This is a genomic window from Streptomyces sp. ISL-94, assembly GCF_018614075.1.
In the GTDB taxonomy this organism is placed as follows: domain Bacteria; phylum Actinomycetota; class Actinomycetes; order Streptomycetales; family Streptomycetaceae; genus Streptomyces.
Map to the genome: position 1 here is coordinate 22,931 of NZ_JAGGOZ010000008.1, position 15,221 is coordinate 38,151.

Annotated in this window: 17 protein-coding genes; 6 read left to right on the forward strand and 11 right to left on the reverse strand. The window is 72.1% G+C overall.

The features are described 5' to 3' along the window. The first annotated feature begins 37 nt into the window (after nucleotides 1-37). The 3 genes from J7E94_RS02315 to J7E94_RS02325 all read left to right on the forward strand — a co-directional run bounded on the left by J7E94_RS02315 (nucleotide 38) and on the right by J7E94_RS02325 (nucleotide 3,209). On the forward strand, nucleotides 38-1,309 hold the full coding sequence (locus J7E94_RS02315) for a magnesium transporter MgtE N-terminal domain-containing protein (protein WP_215011864.1): 1,272 nt from the start codon (nucleotides 38-40) through the stop codon (nucleotides 1,307-1,309). Nucleotides 1,310-1,397: 88 nt separating this feature from the next. Then, on the forward strand, nucleotides 1,398-1,997 hold the full coding sequence (locus J7E94_RS02320) for a DUF1003 domain-containing protein (RefSeq protein ID WP_215011931.1): 600 nt from the start codon (nucleotides 1,398-1,400) through the stop codon (nucleotides 1,995-1,997). Between the two features lie 42 nt (nucleotides 1,998-2,039). After that, a complete protein-coding gene (locus tag J7E94_RS02325; protein ID WP_251056007.1) occupies nucleotides 2,040-3,209 on the forward strand; it encodes an Mrp/NBP35 family ATP-binding protein in 1,170 nt (389 codons plus the stop codon). Nucleotides 3,210-3,395: 186 nt separating this feature from the next. Here J7E94_RS02325 and J7E94_RS02330 read toward each other — a convergent pair whose 3' ends face one another. The 5 genes from J7E94_RS02330 to sigE all read right to left on the reverse strand — a co-directional run bounded on the left by J7E94_RS02330 (nucleotide 3,396) and on the right by sigE (nucleotide 7,719). Then, on the reverse strand, nucleotides 3,396-4,235 hold the full coding sequence (locus tag J7E94_RS02330; protein WP_374224373.1) for a hypothetical protein: 840 nt from the start codon (nucleotides 4,233-4,235) through the stop codon (nucleotides 3,396-3,398). Between the two features lie 137 nt (nucleotides 4,236-4,372). Next, nucleotides 4,373-4,807, reverse strand: a complete 435-nt coding sequence (locus J7E94_RS02335) for a sec-independent translocase (protein ID WP_215011866.1) — start codon at nucleotides 4,805-4,807, stop codon at nucleotides 4,373-4,375. 57 nt (nucleotides 4,808-4,864) lie between these two features. Next, on the reverse strand, nucleotides 4,865-6,214 hold the full coding sequence (locus J7E94_RS02340) for a S1C family serine protease (protein WP_215011868.1): 1,350 nt from the start codon (nucleotides 6,212-6,214) through the stop codon (nucleotides 4,865-4,867). A gap of 54 nt (nucleotides 6,215-6,268) precedes the next feature. Then, a complete protein-coding gene (locus J7E94_RS02345; RefSeq protein ID WP_215011870.1) occupies nucleotides 6,269-6,943 on the reverse strand; it encodes a zf-HC2 domain-containing protein in 675 nt (224 codons plus the stop codon). Then, a complete protein-coding gene (gene sigE / locus J7E94_RS02350; protein WP_215011872.1) occupies nucleotides 6,940-7,719 on the reverse strand; it encodes an RNA polymerase sigma factor SigE in 780 nt (259 codons plus the stop codon). Before sigE ends, J7E94_RS02345 begins: the two co-directional genes overlap by 4 nt. 178 nt (nucleotides 7,720-7,897) lie before the next feature. Here sigE and J7E94_RS02355 point away from each other — a divergent pair, with 178 nt between their 5' ends. Continuing rightward, nucleotides 7,898-8,560, forward strand: coding sequence for an O-methyltransferase (locus tag J7E94_RS02355; protein ID WP_215011874.1), 663 nt, complete (start codon nucleotides 7,898-7,900; stop codon nucleotides 8,558-8,560). 2 nt (nucleotides 8,561-8,562) lie between these two features. Here the strand turns inward: J7E94_RS02355 and J7E94_RS34110 are convergent, their stop codons facing one another. Both J7E94_RS34110 and J7E94_RS02365 read right to left on the reverse strand, forming a co-directional pair. Further along, nucleotides 8,563-8,811 carry a phosphatase PAP2 family protein gene (locus J7E94_RS34110; RefSeq protein ID WP_374224375.1) on the reverse strand — a complete coding sequence of 83 codons (249 nt, stop codon included), beginning with the start codon at nucleotides 8,809-8,811 and terminating at the stop codon, nucleotides 8,563-8,565. A 567-nt stretch (nucleotides 8,812-9,378) separates the two neighbouring features. Continuing rightward, nucleotides 9,379-9,546 (reverse strand): DUF3117 domain-containing protein, encoded by a 168-nt coding sequence (locus J7E94_RS02365; protein ID WP_003966491.1) that lies wholly within the window; start codon nucleotides 9,544-9,546, stop codon nucleotides 9,379-9,381. A gap of 333 nt (nucleotides 9,547-9,879) precedes the next feature. On the opposite strand from J7E94_RS02365, the gene J7E94_RS02370 reads away from it, so the two are divergent. After that, nucleotides 9,880-10,683: an enoyl-CoA hydratase/isomerase family protein gene (locus J7E94_RS02370; RefSeq protein WP_215011876.1), complete on the forward strand. Its 804-nt coding sequence runs from the start codon at nucleotides 9,880-9,882 to the stop codon at nucleotides 10,681-10,683. An 85-nt stretch (nucleotides 10,684-10,768) separates the two neighbouring features. Here the strand turns inward: J7E94_RS02370 and J7E94_RS02375 are convergent, their stop codons facing one another. Then, nucleotides 10,769-11,347 (reverse strand): DNA-3-methyladenine glycosylase I, encoded by a 579-nt coding sequence (locus J7E94_RS02375; RefSeq protein WP_215011877.1) that lies wholly within the window; start codon nucleotides 11,345-11,347, stop codon nucleotides 10,769-10,771. Further along, a complete protein-coding gene (locus J7E94_RS02380) occupies nucleotides 11,344-11,703 on the reverse strand; it encodes a DivIVA domain-containing protein (RefSeq protein WP_215011878.1) in 360 nt (119 codons plus the stop codon). The genes J7E94_RS02375 and J7E94_RS02380 overlap by 4 nt, the downstream gene beginning before the upstream one ends. Nucleotides 11,704-11,779: 76 nt before the next feature. On the opposite strand from J7E94_RS02380, the gene folP reads away from it, so the two are divergent. Then, the gene (folP, locus tag J7E94_RS02385) at nucleotides 11,780-12,640 is read left to right on the forward strand and encodes a dihydropteroate synthase (protein ID WP_215011879.1); all 861 of its coding nucleotides are present in this window, start codon (nucleotides 11,780-11,782) and stop codon (nucleotides 12,638-12,640) included. Between the two features lie 191 nt (nucleotides 12,641-12,831). Here the strand turns inward: folP and J7E94_RS02390 are convergent, their stop codons facing one another. Both J7E94_RS02390 and dapE read right to left on the reverse strand, forming a co-directional pair. Beyond that, entirely contained in the window at nucleotides 12,832-13,590 is a 759-nt protein-coding gene (locus J7E94_RS02390; RefSeq protein ID WP_215011880.1) for a TIGR00730 family Rossman fold protein, read from the reverse strand. Between the two features lie 492 nt (nucleotides 13,591-14,082). Then, complete coding sequence (gene dapE, locus J7E94_RS02395) at nucleotides 14,083-15,177, reverse strand: succinyl-diaminopimelate desuccinylase (protein ID WP_215011881.1); 1,095 nt, start codon at nucleotides 15,175-15,177, stop codon at nucleotides 14,083-14,085. Between the last annotated feature and the right edge of the window lie 44 nt (nucleotides 15,178-15,221).

Below are 15,221 nucleotides of genomic sequence, written 5' to 3' on the forward strand. Positions count from 1 at the left end.
GGCAGGACTGTTGAGGGACGCTCTAGGAGGCGCTCGGATGGCTGGTGGCGCCCCGCGGATCTTCGTCTCGCATCTGTCGGGTGTGCCCGTCTTCGACCCCAACGGCGACCAGGTCGGCCGCGTCCGCGACCTCGTCGCGATGCTGCGCGTCGGCGGCCGTCCGCCCCGGCTGCTGGGCCTGGTGGTCGAGGTGGTCAGCCGGCGCCGGATCTTCCTGCCGATGACCCGGGTCACGGGCGTGGAGTCCGGGCAGGTCATCACCACCGGCGTCGTGAACATGCGGCGCTTCGAGCAGCGCCCCACCGAGCGGCTGATCCTCGGCGAGCTGCTCGACCGGCGCGTGACACTGACCGCGACCGGCGAGGAGGTCACCGTCCTGGACGTGGCCATCCAGCAGCTCCCGGCCCGCCGGGACTGGGAGATCGACAAGATCTTCGTACGGAAGGGCAAAGGGGGCGCGCTGCGCCGGCGGGGCGAGACCCTGACGGTGGAGTGGTCCGCCGTCACCGGCTTCTCGCTGGAGGAGCACGGGCAGGGCGCCGAGAACCTGGTCGCCACCTTCGAGCAGATGCGCCCGGCCGACGTGGCGAACGTCCTGCACCACCTGTCGCCGAAGCGGCGCGCCGAGGTGGCCAACGCCCTCGACGACGACCGGCTCGCGGACGTCATGGAGGAGCTGCCGGAGGACGAGCAGGTGGAGATCCTCGGGAAGCTGAAGGAGGAGCGCGCCGCCGACGTCCTGGAGGCGATGGACCCGGACGACGCGGCCGACCTGCTGTCCGAGCTGCCGGAGGACGACAAGGAGCGGCTGCTGACGCTGATGCAGCCGGACGACGCGGCCGACGTACGGCGCCTGATGTCCTACGAGGAGCGCACGGCGGGCGGTCTGATGACCACCGAGCCGATCGTGCTGCGGCCGGACGCGACGGTCGCCGACGCGCTGGCCCGCGTACGGCAGGCGGACCTGTCGCCGGCGCTGGCGGCCCAGGTGTACGTGTGCCGGCCGCCGGACGAGACGCCCACGGGCAAGTACCTGGGCACAGTGCACTTCCAGCGGCTGCTGCGGGACCCGCCGTTCACACTGGTCAGCTCGATCGTGGACACGGGCCTGCCGCCGCTGCGGCCGGACGCCTCGCTGCCGGTGGTGACCAGCTACCTGGCCGCGTACAACATGGTGGCGGTGCCGGTGGTCGACGAGAGCGGCTCGCTGCTGGGCGCGGTGACGGTGGACGACGTACTGGACCACCTGCTGCCGGACGACTGGCGCGAGACCGACTTCCACTCCGAGGAGGCCGTGGGTGGCCACTGAACGGGGGCGCGGCGACCAGTCGCGCGAGCGGCGGCGGGAGCGGCGCGAGCAGGGCCGGCAGGCGCGCGAGCACGGTCTGGCGGACCGGATGGAGGAGGCCGCCGAGCGGGTCCGGGAGCGGGTGGAGCGCGCCGAGCGGGCAGAGCGTTCGAAGGCGGCCGGCGTGACCGGCGCCAGCGCGCTGACGCGCTCGCGGGCGCGCCTCGACCTGCCGCGGCCCGCGCGGCGCCGGCTGCTGCCCGAGTACGACCCGGAGGCCTTCGGGCGGCTCTCGGAGCGGGTGGCGCGGTTCCTCGGCACGGGCCGGTTCATCGTCTGGATGACCCTGGTCGTCGTCGTCTGGGTGCTGTGGAACATCTTCGCGCCGGACGATCTGCGGTTCGATCAGTACCCGTTCATCTTCCTGACGCTGATGCTGTCGCTCCAGGCCTCCTACGCCGCTCCGCTGATCCTGCTCGCGCAGAACCGGCAGGACGACCGCGACCGGGTCAACCTGGAGCAGGACCGCAAACAGAACGAACGCTCCATCGCCGACACCGAGTACCTGACCCGGGAGATCGCGGCCCTGCGGATGGGTCTGGGCGAGGTCGCCACGCGCGACTGGATCAGGTCCGAGTTCCAGGACCTGATCAAGGAGATGGACGAGCGGCGGCTATTCCCGGCGGAACGTGATGAAGGCGACCGCTGACGGGCTTTCCTGAGCCGTACTACCGAGCCGTACCATCGGTGCATGGCTACCGACACAAGCTCCGCCGCCGACGCCGCCGCGCCTGAGCAGGACGCGATCCTGGACGCGCTGGCGACGGTGAACGACCCCGAGATCCACCGGCCGATCACCGAACTCGGCATGGTCAAATCGGTGGAGATCGGTGAGGGCGGCGCCGTCGCCGTCACCGTCTACCTGACCGTGTCGGGCTGTCCCATGCGCGAGACCATCACCAAGCTCGTCACCGAGGCCGTCGAGCGGGTCGCGGGCGTCACCTCGGTCGAGGTCACGCTGGACGTGATGAGCGACGAGCAGCGCAAGGAGCTGGCGGCCTCGCTGCGCGGCGGGACGGCCGAGCGCGAGGTGCCCTTCGCCAAGCCGGGCTCGCTGACCCGCGTGTACGCGGTCGCGTCCGGCAAGGGCGGCGTCGGCAAGTCCTCGGTCACCGTCAACCTGGCCGCGGCGATGGCGGCGGACGGTCTGAAGGTCGGCGTGGTCGACGCGGACATCTACGGTCACAGCGTCCCGCGCATGCTGGGCGTGGACGGCAAGCCCACCCAGGTCGAGAACATGATCATGCCGCCGTCGGCGCACGGCGTGAAGGTCATCTCCATCGGCATGTTCACCCCGGGCAACGCGCCGGTGGTGTGGCGCGGGCCGATGCTGCACCGAGCCCTCCAGCAGTTCCTGGCGGACGTGTACTGGGGCGACCTGGACGTGCTGCTGCTGGACCTGCCGCCGGGTACGGGCGACATCGCGATCTCCGTGGCGCAGCTGGTGCCCAATGCCGAGATCCTGGTCGTGACCACCCCGCAGCAGGCCGCGGCCGAGGTCGCGGAGCGGGCCGGCTCGATCGCCGTGCAGACCCACCAGAAGATCGTCGGCGTCGTCGAGAACATGTCGGGCCTGCCGTGCCCGCACTGCGACGAGATGGTGGACGTCTTCGGCTCGGGCGGCGGCCAGCAGGTCGCCGACGGCCTGACCAAAACGGTCGGCGCGGCGGTGCCGGTGCTGGGCTCGATCCCGATCGACGTCCGGCTGCGTGAGGGCGGCGACGAGGGCAAGCCCGTCGTCCTGTCCGACCCGGACTCCCCGGCCGGCGCGGCCCTTCGCGCCATCGCGGGCAAGCTCGGCGGCCGCGCCCGCGGCCTCTCGGGCATGTCCCTGGGCATCACCCCGCGCAACAAGTTCTGACCTGGTCGGGGTGTGCGCAGTCGTTCCGCTGGGGCGATGGGGGTCCCCCCTGCTCGAGCGAAGCCGAGAGCTTGGGGGAGGGTGGGCACACCGGCCACCGGCCCGCACGGGCCGCGCAGCGCGAAAAGGGCACCGCCGACCGGCGGTGCCCTTTCCCGTACCCGTACCCGTTTACTCGTAGGCGGCTTACTCGTAGGCGGCCAGGTCGGCGATGACCGAGAACGCGAGCCCGTACGCGCTCATCCCACGCCCGTACGCCCCGAGATGCACCCCGCCCCCGGTGGACCCGGCGAGCACCCAGCCGAACTCCGACTCACGGTAGTGAAACGGCGTCGGCTCCCCGTCCACCGGCAGCGACAGCGTCGACCAGTCCGGCCCCGCGAGGTCGTCGGCGAGCTCCCACGCGGCCTCGGTCTGCTGGTCGAGCCAGTCGCTGCGCAGGGAGTGGTCCATCTGGCCGGGCCAGCTGTAGGCCAGCAGCCCGGAGCCGGCCAGCCAGGCGGCCGAGGAGACCGAGGTGGCCTCCAGGGTGCCGGTGCCGTCGCCGCTGCGGCGCAGCGATTTGTCCGCCACGGTGATGACCACCGCGAAGCGCTCCTTCTCACCGGTGGCGATCTCACCCCGGGCGGAGGGCTCGTCGCCGTGGCCGGTGGAGCCGTGCTCCACCGTTCCGTCGGCGGCGGTGCCCACCTGCATGAGCCAGCGGGGGCCGGTGAAGGCCCCGTCCAGCCCGTACCAGGGGAAGTCCGCCGCCAGAAACCCGTCGGCCGTCCGGCGGGCCGCCGGGACGGGCGCGGTGGCCTCCTGCGGCTGCGCGGCGGGCGCGGGTGCGGGCGTGGTCTTCGCGTCCTGCACGTCCTGTGCGCCCTGCGCGTCCTGCGCGTCCTGCACGTCCTGCACGTCCTGTGCGCCCTGCGCGTCCTGCGCGTCCTGCGCGTCCTGCGCGTCCTGCGCGGGACCTTCGGCGGCCGGGGCGGGTGCCTCGGCGGTCTGCGCCCCGACCCGGCTACTGCTCGTCGTCTCCATCTGAGCGGCCTCTCGTTCCGTGGGGTCCGAACCGACCCTCCCCCTAGCTGTGCTGGGGGGACCCCCACCTCGGGCGTCATGGATCCGGACTCATGGAGGATAGCCACCCGACCGCGGATCGCCGGGCAGGCCGCGCCTCAGGTGGCGTCGGCGTCGAAGCGGGCGCGCTGGTCGGAGGCGGGGGCGGCGGGCTTCTTCAGCAGGTCGGGACCGGTGGTGTCGGCGGGCGCGGCGACCGGGGCGGGGTCCGTCTCCTTGCTGTTGACGGCGTCGGTGACGTCGTCCAGCTCCTTGCGGAGATCGAAGCTGCTGCGGATCTCCTTGAGGTCCTCGTTCTCGGTCAGCTGCTTGCGGATGAAGGTCTTCGGATTCAGGTCCTCGAACTCGAAGTCCTTGAATTCCGGGCCGAGTTCGGAGCGGATGTCCGCCTTCGCGCTGTCCGAGAACGCGCGGATCTTGCGGATGACGCCCGTGACGTCCTGAATCACCTTGGGCAGCTTGTCCGGCCCGAAGACGAGAATGGCGAGCACCACGATCGTGACCAGTTCGAGTGCGCCTATGTCGTTGAACACCTTGCCGCTCCTCGGCTCTCTTCACTGCGGGCCCGGACACACGGTACCCCAGTGCTCTTACGAGCCGTTCGCCGATCCGAGCACCACTTCCAGCGTGCGCTCGCGGCCTTCGCGCAGCACCGTGAGGGCCAGCGGATCGCCCGGCCGGTGGGCCCTGATCTTGATGATCAGCTCGTCGCCGCCGTGCACCCGCACCCCGTCCACCTTGGTGATCACATCGCCGGCCTTGATCCCGCCGCGGGCCCCCGGCCCGTCGGCGACGACCGCCGGCTTGCCGTCCTCGCCCTTGTCCCCGACCCGGGCTCCGTCACCCGTGTACTGCATGTCGAGCGTGACGCCGATGACGGGGTGCGTGGCGCGGCCGGTGCGGATCAGCTCCTCGGCGACGCGCTTGCCCTGGTTGATCGGGATGGCGAAGCCGAGGCCGATGGAGCCGCCCTGGCGGACGTCGGCGCCGTCGCCGTCCTTGTCGGCGCCTCGGATGGCGCTGTTGATGCCGACCACATGGGCCTTGGCGTCGAGGAGGGGGCCGCCGGAGTTCCCGGGGTTGATCGGGGCGTCGGTCTGGAGGGCGTCGACGTAGCTGACGTCGCTGCCGTCGCCCTTGTCGCCGCCCGCGGTGACGGGCCGGCCGGTGGCGCTGATGATGCCGGCGGTGACGGTGTTGGAGAGGTCGAACGGCGCGCCGATGGCCACCACCGGGTCGCCGACCTTCACGTTCTCGGAGTTCCCGAGGCTCAGCGGCCGGAGCCCCCGGACCCCGCTGACCTTGACCACGGCGAGGTCGTATCCGGAATCGCGGCCCACCAGCTCGGCGGTGACGCTCTCGCCGGTGCTGAAGGTGACCGCTATCTCCTTGGCGTCGGCGACCACGTGGTTGTTGGTCAGGATGTGCCCCTGCGGATCGAGTACGAAGCCGGTCCCCGTCCCGCTGCTCTTCTCGCCCCGCACGTGCAGGGTGACCACCCCGGGCAGCGCGGCGGCGGCGATGCCCGCCACGCTCTCGGGCGCGCGGCCCTTGTCCGCGGCGGCCGCGGCCTGGGGCAGCTCCAGCCGGGTGCTGCTCTCCCGCTCGGCGAGCACGCCGAGGTACCCGCCGATCCCGCCGGCGAACAGGGCCGTACCCAGGCTGAGGACCGCCACCTGCCACAACCGGAATCCGCGCCCGGGCCGGCCGCGGTCCACGACCTGCAACGGCTGGGCGCCCCAGGGGTCGTACCGCACCTCGCGGGGACCGGAGTCACCGTGCTGCTCGCCCGCCCCCTCGGCCCCGGCTTCGGGCCCGCCCTCGGCCTCGGCGCCGGCTTCGGGCCGCGGGGCGGGAACCCCTTCGCCGCGGGCGTCCGCCGTGCCCTCGGGCCGGCTCCACCACTGCGGAGCCGGGTCGGTCTGCTGCCTGTCGGCCATGGGCGCTCCCCGCGTACTCGTGCGCATGTGCCGCAGATTCAACCAGGTCCCGGGTCAGCGCAGCAGGGAGGCCGGGCGGGCCGAACTCGGCGGGGAGGGGTGAAGCGGCGGAAGCGGGGTCGCGACGGTCGACAGGAGGGTCGGAACGGCGGCGGGCGTGGGCACGCGGTCGCGGACGGACGCGTCGGCCACGGACACGGCGGGGCCGGGCCGGGAGGCGGGCGCGGGGGACTCCCCCCGCGCGTTCGGATCCACGGCCTCCAGCGGCAGCGAACCGCCCAGCGCGAGGGCGGCCAGCGATACGGCTCCCGCCGCGACGAAGGCGAAGCGGCGGCGCGAACGGCCGACCTCGTGGATGCGGAAGCCCTCCTGCCGCGGCCGTGCGGCCGGCAGGCCGTACGCGAACGAGGCGAAGGGGTCGGCGCCGACGGGACCACCCTGCCGGCCCCGCGGTCCTGCGGGACCCGACGGACCCGACGGACCGTCGTGGCCGCCGCCCGGCAGCCCCTGCAACCGCGCCAGCAGCCCCTCGGACAGGGGCGGCGGCGCGCTCTCCACGAACATGGTCTTCACACGGCGCTGGGCATCGGCCTCGGCCTTGCACTTGGCACAGGTGGCCAGGTGCGCCAGGACCCGCTCGCGCGCGTCGTGATCGAGCTCGCCGTCCACGAGGGCGGCAAGCCGGTCGCCCAGGTGCTGTTCGGCGGGGGACGGACTGACTCCGCTCACTCTGGTCCGCCCTCTCCCCCGGCGCCCGGCGCACCCACCGCCACCCCGGCCAGCGCGCGCTGCTCCGCACGGGCCTCGGGAGAACGGTGCTTGAGCGCCTTGCGCAGGTGCGAACGGCCCCGGTGGATACGGCTGCGCACGGTGCCGAGCTTCACGCCGAGCGTGGCGGCGATCTCCTCGTACGACAGGCCCTCGATGTCACACAGCACCACGGCCGCACGGAACTCGGGAGCGAGGGTGTCCAGCGCCTGCTGCACATCCGCGTCGAAGTGCGTGTCGTGCAGGACCTGCTGCGGCGACGGCTCACGGCTCGGCAGCCGTTCGGCCGCGTCGTCGCCGAGCGCGTCGAAGCGGATCCGCTGCTTGCGGCGGACCATGTCCAGGAACAGGTTCGTGGTGATGCGGTGCAGCCAGCCCTCGAACGTGCCGGGCGTGTACGTGGACAGCGAGCGGAAGACGCGGACGAAGACCTCTTGGGTCAGGTCCTCGGCGTCGTGCTGGTTGCCCGTCAGACGGTAGGCAAGGCGGTACACCCGCGCGCTGTGCGTGCTGACGATCTCCTCCCACGAAGGAGGGGTCCACGCCTGCGAGCCCGCATCGGCGGCGAAGGTCGCGGTGGTTGCGGTGTCGGCGGTGTGGAAGCGGTCAGCAATGTAGGTCACGGATTTCGGCTCACCCGCCGACCAGAAGAGGCGTCTCAGTACGCCCCCACGATCCACAGGCGCAGCCGCACCTCCCCTGTCGGCTCTGGTGGTGTCCAGTGGATTCCCTACCATAGCCACCCCCTCCGTCAGCTTTGGATAAGCATTTTTGCAGTAACTTTGCATGGATCTTGGCTCTCGGAAGGGGCCTTGCCGTCGATCTGCCCGGCGCCGTCCCTTCTGACCCTGCCTCCACCCTTCACAACGCCCGGTCCCATCTGCGGGTTCCCGACGTCAACGGATACAGTCACCGTTGCGCCAACTATGGGGACAGGAGAGGGTCATTACCGGCAACCGGCAGACGAGCTGGGCGTTCGCCGACGCGTTTGTCGCCGAGGACGACGCTCTGCGATGGGCCCGCGACCGGTCCAGGGAAGCGGGCCTGCGCTCCGTCTCCCCCGGCACCGGGGCCGCGCTGCGCCTGCTGGCCGCCACCGCGGACGCCAAGGCGGTCGCCGAGATCGGCACCGGAACCGGTGTTTCCGGCATCCACCTGCTCCACGGAATGCGCCCCGACGGGGTGCTGACCACGGTGGATCCCGAAGCCGACCGGCAGGCCTTCGCCCGCCAGGCCTTCCGCGCCGCCGGCTTCGCGGGCAACCGCGCCCGCTTCATCCCCGGCCGTGCGCTCGACGTACTGCCCCGCCTCGCCGACGGCGGGTACGACCTCGTCTTCTGCGACGGGGACCCGTCCGAGTCGCTCGACTACCTCGCCGAATCGTTGCGCCTGCTGCGCCCCGGCGGACTCGTGTGCTTCGAAGGGGTCTTCTCCGACGGCCGTACGGTCGACTCCTCGGCCCAGCCGGTGGAGGTGCTCCGCGTCCGCGAGCTGCTGCGCAGCGTCCGGGAGAGTCCCGCCCTGGAGGCGGCCCTGCTCCCGGTGGGCGACGGGCTGCTGTGCGCCGTGCGGCGCTGAGGTCACCGCAGCAGCGCGAAGGCGAGGGCCGCTGTGCCGCCCAGTGCGGTGCCGGCGAGGAGCTGGGCCGGCGTGTGCGCCTTCAGCACCAGCCGGGACCAGCCGATGGCGGCGGCGATCAGGGCCGCGGGGAGCACCGGCGGCCCGAAGACGAGCAGCAGGATCATCACGGTGCCGCCCGCCACCGACATGTGGATGGATATCTGCCAGCCGATCGTGACCAGCAGGGACGATACGAGGCCCACCAGCATCGCCACGACGAGCGCGAAGACGTCCCCCGGGGCGCCGAGGGGCGCCGAGGACGTGCAGCAGGGTGATCCCTGCGGCGACCGAGAAAAGGCTCAGCGCCATCGGGACGAGCCGCTGGTGCCGCACGCGGATGTGCTGGTCGGTGAGCGCCCCGCGGCGGACGCCCAGCACGATGATCCCGATCGGGATCACCCCGCAGAAGAGGGCGGCGAGCAGACCCCAGCCGAGTCCGTTCCACGACCGTGTGCTGTACCAGCCGATCAGCAGGAGCAGGCCGACCACCAGGTTCGCCGGGGCCAGGGCTCGGAGAGGATCCGGGCGGCCTTCTGGCGGGGGCTGGAGTCGGCGAAGGCGGGCGGCGCCGGCGGGGAGAAGGTCACGTCACGGCTCCGGGACGGGTAAGCGGGTCGCCAGGGGGCAGGGTGTGAGCGGGCAGGCCGCAGAGACAGGCCGGTCCGCGGGCGGGCCCGCTCCGGCCTGCCCGCGGACACAACGCTGCCCCGGCCGCTTGTCGCGGTCGGGGCAGCGCAGAGAATGCAGACTGCAGAATGCAGATGGTGCCGACGCTGTTAGCCGACGACCTTCTTCAGGGCGTCACCCAGGGCGTCCGCCTCGTCCGGGGTCAGCTCGACGACAAGCCGACCGCCGCCCTCGAGCGGTACGCGCATGACGATGCCCCGCCCCTCCTTGGTGACCTCGAGCGGGCCGTCGCCCGTCCGCGGCTTCATGGCCGCCATGCTCGTTCCCCTTCCTGAAACCAGCTCATCGTCAGCCGACGGCCCCATTCAGGCGCCTGGAACCCGGCATCGAACACATTGCTTCCCGGCCATTATCCCGCATGTCAGGACCCGATGACCAACATCGGCAGTGAACGCTTCGGCAACGCGCTCGACCAAAACCACTCATTTCGGGGACCCGCCTGCGATACTTCGCCGCCGCACCCGGAGTACGGCCTCCGCTTTCTTTGACGCACATCACATGTGCGCACGCGGCCCGGTCCGCCATGCTTGGCCCTTGCACCGGCCGGTACCGGCCGGTAGCCATCCCGCGACGAAGGGGGACTCCCTGCCATGGCCGACAGCGTGCTCTACGAAGTGACCGACGGACTCGCGACCGTCACGATCAACCGCCCCGACGCGATGAACGCCATGAACACCGAGGCCAAGGTCGCCCTGCGCGACGCGGTCCAGGCGGCGGCCGCCGACCCGGCGGTACGGGCCGTCCTGCTCACCGCCGCCGGAAACCGGGCCTTCTGCGTGGGCCAGGACCTCAAGGAGCACATCGGGAACCTCGCGGCGGACCGCGAGAGCGGCTCCTCGCTCACGATGAGCACGGTCGCCGAGCACTACAACCCGATCGTGCGGGCGCTCACCGAGATGCCGAAGCCGGTGGTGGCCGGGGTGAACGGCGTCGCGGCGGGGGCTGGCTTCGGATTCGCGCTGGCGGCGGACTTCCGGGTCGTCGCCGACACCGCCTCCTTCAACACGTCGTTCGCCGGGGTGGCGCTCACCGCCGACTCCGGGGTCTCCTGGACCCTCCCCCGCCTGATCGGCGCCTCCCGAGCCTCCGACCTGCTGCTCGTCCCGCGCTCGGTCAAGGCCCAGGAGGCGTACGAACTCGGCATCGCCAACCGCCTGGTCCCCTCGGACTCCCTGCACGCCGAGGCCGAGGCCGTGGCCCGCGCGCTGGCCTCGGGCCCCACGGTCGCCTACGCCGCGCTGAAGGAGTCCCTCGCGTACGGCGCCGCCCACTCCCTCCCGGAGGCGCTGGCCCACGAGGACACCCTCCAGACCCGCGCGGGGGCCTCCGAGGACCACTCGATCGCCGTCCAGGCCTTCCTCGCCAAGCAGCCGCCGAAGTACCTGGGCCGCTAGCGGCACCGCCGACGCGGCCGGGGGCGATCCGCACCCGGCCGCGGCAGCCGCTACCCCCGGGCCCGGTGCCGGTCCCGGTGCCGGATCAGGCGGGGTCGCGCGCGTCGCAGTCGGCCAGGTGGTCGTTGACCAGCCCGCAGGCCTGCATCAGGGCGTAGGCGGTCGTGGGGCCGACGAACCGGATGCCCGCCTTCTTCAGCGCCTTGGCCAGGGCCGTGGACGCCGGGGTGATCGCCGGGATCTCGCCGGCCGCCGTGGGGGCCGGTGCCGGCTTCTCCGGCGCGTGCGACCAGATCAGCTCGTCCAGCTCGCCCGGCTGCCACTCGGCCAGGACCTTCGCGTTGGCCAGGGTCGCCTCGATCTTGGCCCGGTTGCGGATGATCCCCGCGTCGGCGAGGAGCCGCTGCGCGTCCCGCTCGTCGAAGGCGGCCACCTTCGCGATCCCGAAGTCCGAGAAGGCCTTACGGAATCCCTCCCGCCGCCGCAGGATCGTCAGCCAGGACAGGCCCGACTGGAAGGCCTCCAGGCACAGCCGCTCGTACAGCGCGTCGTCGCCGTGGACCGGACGGCCCCACTCCGTGTCGTGGTAGAGGACGTACTCCTCCGTGGACAGCGCCCAGGGGCAGCGCCGCCGCCCGTCCAGCCCCGGCACCGTGCCGCTCATCCCTCACCGCGCTTGGTGAGGTCGACGTGGGCGTCGGCCGGGGCGCCCGCGGCGGCGTCGGCCGCCGCCGCTCCGGCGGTCAGCTGCGCGATCCGCGCGTCCCGCTCGGCCAGCTCCGCCGCCAGCCGCTCCAGTACGTCGTCCACCTCGGCCATCCGGTAGCCGCGCGGCGCGACCGGCAGCCGCAGCGCGTCGACGTCCGCCCGTGTGACGGGCCGGGTCTCCGGCAGCCCGTCGGCCACCCGGTCCGGCTCCGCTTCCGGCAGGACTGCCTCCGAGCCGCCCCCGATCACCGCCAGGGTGACCGCTGCCACGACCACGACCAGCGCGATCATCAAGAAGAAGAACACGATCAACTCCCCTGAGAGACTCCGGCCACCAGGTTAAGGTCGCAAGCGAGGCGCAAGGGTCGCCGAAGGAGGAAAGAGCAGGATGCTGCGACTGGGCAGGCGCGAGTTCGACACCCACGAGCCGGTGATCATGGCCATCGTGAACCGGACTCCGGACTCCTTCTACGACCAGGGCGCGACGTTCCGCGACGAGCCGGCGCTGGACCGGGTCGAGCAGGCGGTGGCCGAGGGCGCCGCGATCATCGACATCGGCGGGGTCAAGGCGGGCCCGGGCGAGCACGTGGACGCGGCCGAGGAGGCCCGGCGCACGGTCGGCTTCGTGGCCGAGGTGCGGCGCCGCCACCCGGACGTGGTGATCAGCGTGGACACCTGGCGGCACGAGGTCGGCGAGGCCGTGTGCGAAGCGGGGGCCGACCTCCTGAACGACGCGTGGGGCGGGGTGGACCCGAAGCTCGCCGAGGTGGCCGCCCGCCACGGCGTGGGCCTGGTGTGCACCCACGCGGGCGGCGTGGAACCGCGGACCCGCCCGCACCGGATCGCGTACGACGACGTCATGGCCGACATCCTGCGCGTGACGGTCGGCCTCGCGGACCGGGCCGCGGCGCTCGGCGTCCGCCGCGACGCGATCATGATCGACCCGGGCCACGACTTCGGGAAGAACACCCGCCACTCCCTGGAGGCCACGCGCCGGCTGGAGGAGATGACGGCGACGGGCTGGCCGGTCCTGGTCTCCCTGTCCAACAAGGACTTCGTCGGCGAGACCCTCGACAAGCCGGTCAAGGAGCGCCTGCTGGGCACCCTGGCCACGACGGCGGTCTCGGCCTGGCTGGGCGCGCAGGTCTACCGGGTCCACGAGGTCGCGGAAACCCGCCAGATCCTCGACATGGTCCGCTCGATCCAGGGGCACCGGCCCCCGGCGGTCGCCCGACGAGGCCTGGCCTGACGCCCCGCCGGCCGGAGGCCGGCGCAGCCGCTCGAAGCCGGTGAGGCGCCCCGGCGCCGAACCGCGCGAGAGCGGCGTCAAGAAGGCGACATGGTCCGCTCGATCCAGGGGCACCGGCCCCCGGCGGTCGGGCCGAGGCCTGGCCTGACGCCCCCGGCGGTCATCCGCCGAGGGCCGGCCTGACAGGTCGGCTACTTCCCGACTTCCTTCGTCACCAGCGCGATCGCCTCGTCCACGTCGTCCGTGACGTGGAAGAGGTAGAGGTCCTTCTCCGAGGCCTTGCCCTGGGCGATCACCGTGTTGCGCAGCCAGTCGATCAGGCCGCTCCAGTACTCCGACCCGAACAGCACGATCGGGAAGCGGGTGATCTTCTGGGTCTGGACCAGGGTCAGCGCCTCGAACAGCTCGTCCAGCGTGCCCAGGCCGCCCGGCAGGACCACGAAGCCCTGGCTGTACTTCACGAACATCGTCTTGCGGACGAAGAAGTACCGGAAGTTCAGCCCGAGGTCGACGTGCTCGTTGAGCCCCTGCTCGAAGGGGAGCTCGATGCCGAGGCCCACGGAGATGCCGTTGGCCTCGCGGGCGCCCTTGTTGGCCGCCTCCATCGCGCCGGGGCCGCCGCCGGTGATCACCGCGAAGCCGGCGTCGACGAGCGCACTTCCGATCCGTACGCCCGCCTCGTACTCGGGCGTGCCCGGCGCGGTCCGGGCGGACCCGAACACGCTGATGGCGGGCGGCAGCTCGGCGAGCGTGCCGAAGCCCTCGATGAACTCCGACTGGATGCGCAGGACCCGCCAGGGATCGGTGTGCACCCACTCGGAGGGCCCGGCCGAATCCAGCAGCCGCTGGTCCGTCGTACTGCCCGCCTGCACCTGGCTCCGCCTCCTCAGCACCGGACCGAGCTGCTGCTCCTCGGGCCGACGACGAGCGGAACTTTCGGGGTTGCCCATGATGTGCTCCCTCCTGCTGATCGTTCGGCCAAGGGTAGACACAGGGGAGTGACGAAAATCGGAACTCGGCAGGTTACTGGCGTGGCCGGATGGACTTGCGAAACGAACAGACGCCCCATCGGCCGCTCAGCCCTACGACGATCGCATGCTGTCCTGGCGGGCCGAGTCGCGCACCGTCTCGATCTGGACCACCGGCGGACGCCTCAAGGGACTGTCGTACACCGGTAGCCCCGTTCATCTGGAGATGATCGCCGCGTACCGCCGAGGCGAATCGGATCTCATTTATCGCGACGGTTCCTGGTACCTCTCCGCCACCTGCGAGGTACCCGAGGCACGCAGACCGCAACGGCTCCCGCAACATCCGCGCACGCGCGCAGATGCTGTGGCGAAGCGGGGCCCCGTCGCCGGCCCCGGTCATCCCGCGCCCGCGAGATGACCGGACGCGGACAGCGCATCACAGCCAGTGATGCGCTGCAACGCAAGCCTTGCCTCTCAAGGGCGGGCGGGTGACGAGGTCAGCCAGGCTCGGAGTCGTTCCTCGCAGTGCAGGATCGCCTTCGTCTCGACGCGTTCGTCCACCTTGTGGGCCAGCAGGGCGTCGCCCGGGCCGTAGTTGACCGCCGGGACGCCCAGCGCGCTGAAGCGGGACACGTCCGTCCAGCCGAACTTGGGCATCGCCTGGCCTCCGACGGCCTCCATGAAGGCTGCGGCGGCCGGGTGGGAGAGGCCGGGGAGGGCGCCGGGGGAGGAGTCGTCCACCACGAACTCGTCGATCTCGCAGTCCGCGAAGACCTCCCGTACGTGGGCCAGGGCCTCCGCCTCGCTGCGGTCCGGGGCGTAGCGGAAGTTGACCGTCACCGTGCACGCGTCGGGGATGACGTTGTTGGCGACGCCGCCCTCGATGCGGACCGCGTTGAGGCCCTCGTGGTACTCCAGGCCGTCGATGACCGGCCTGCGCGGCTCGTACGCCGCCAGCCGGGCCAGGATCGGGCTCACGGAGTGGATGGCGTTGGAGCCCATCCAGCTGCGCGCGGAGTGGGCGCGCTCGCCCTTCGTGCGGAGCAGGACCCGCAGGGTGCCCTGGCAGCCGCCCTCGACCTCGGCGTTGGAGGGCTCCAGGAGCACCGCGAAGTCGCCGGTCAGCCAGTCGGGGTGGGCCGCGGCGACCTTGCCGAGGCCGTTGAGGTCGGCGGCGACCTCCTCCTGGTCGTAGAAGACGAAGGTGAGGTCCCGGTTCGGCTCGGGGACCGTCGCCGCGATGCGCAGCTGCACGGCGACGCCGGACTTCATGTCGGTCGTGCCGCAGCCCCACAGGACGTCGTTCTCGTCGAGGCGGGAGGGGACGTTGTCGGCGATCGGCACGGTGTCGAGGTGGCCGGCGAGTACGACGCGCTCGGCGCGGCCGAGCTGCGTACGGGCCACGACGTTGTTGCCGAAGCGGTCCACGGTGAGGTGGGGCAGGCCACGCAGCGCGCTTTCGACGAGGTCGGCGAGCACCTTCTCGTCGCCGCTCACGGAGGGGATGTCGACGAGCCGGGCGGTCAGCTCGGCTGCGTCCTGGGTGAGGTCCAGCTCGGATTCGGGCATGAACCGACCCTAACGCCCCGGACCGGGGCGCAGCCTCGTACGTC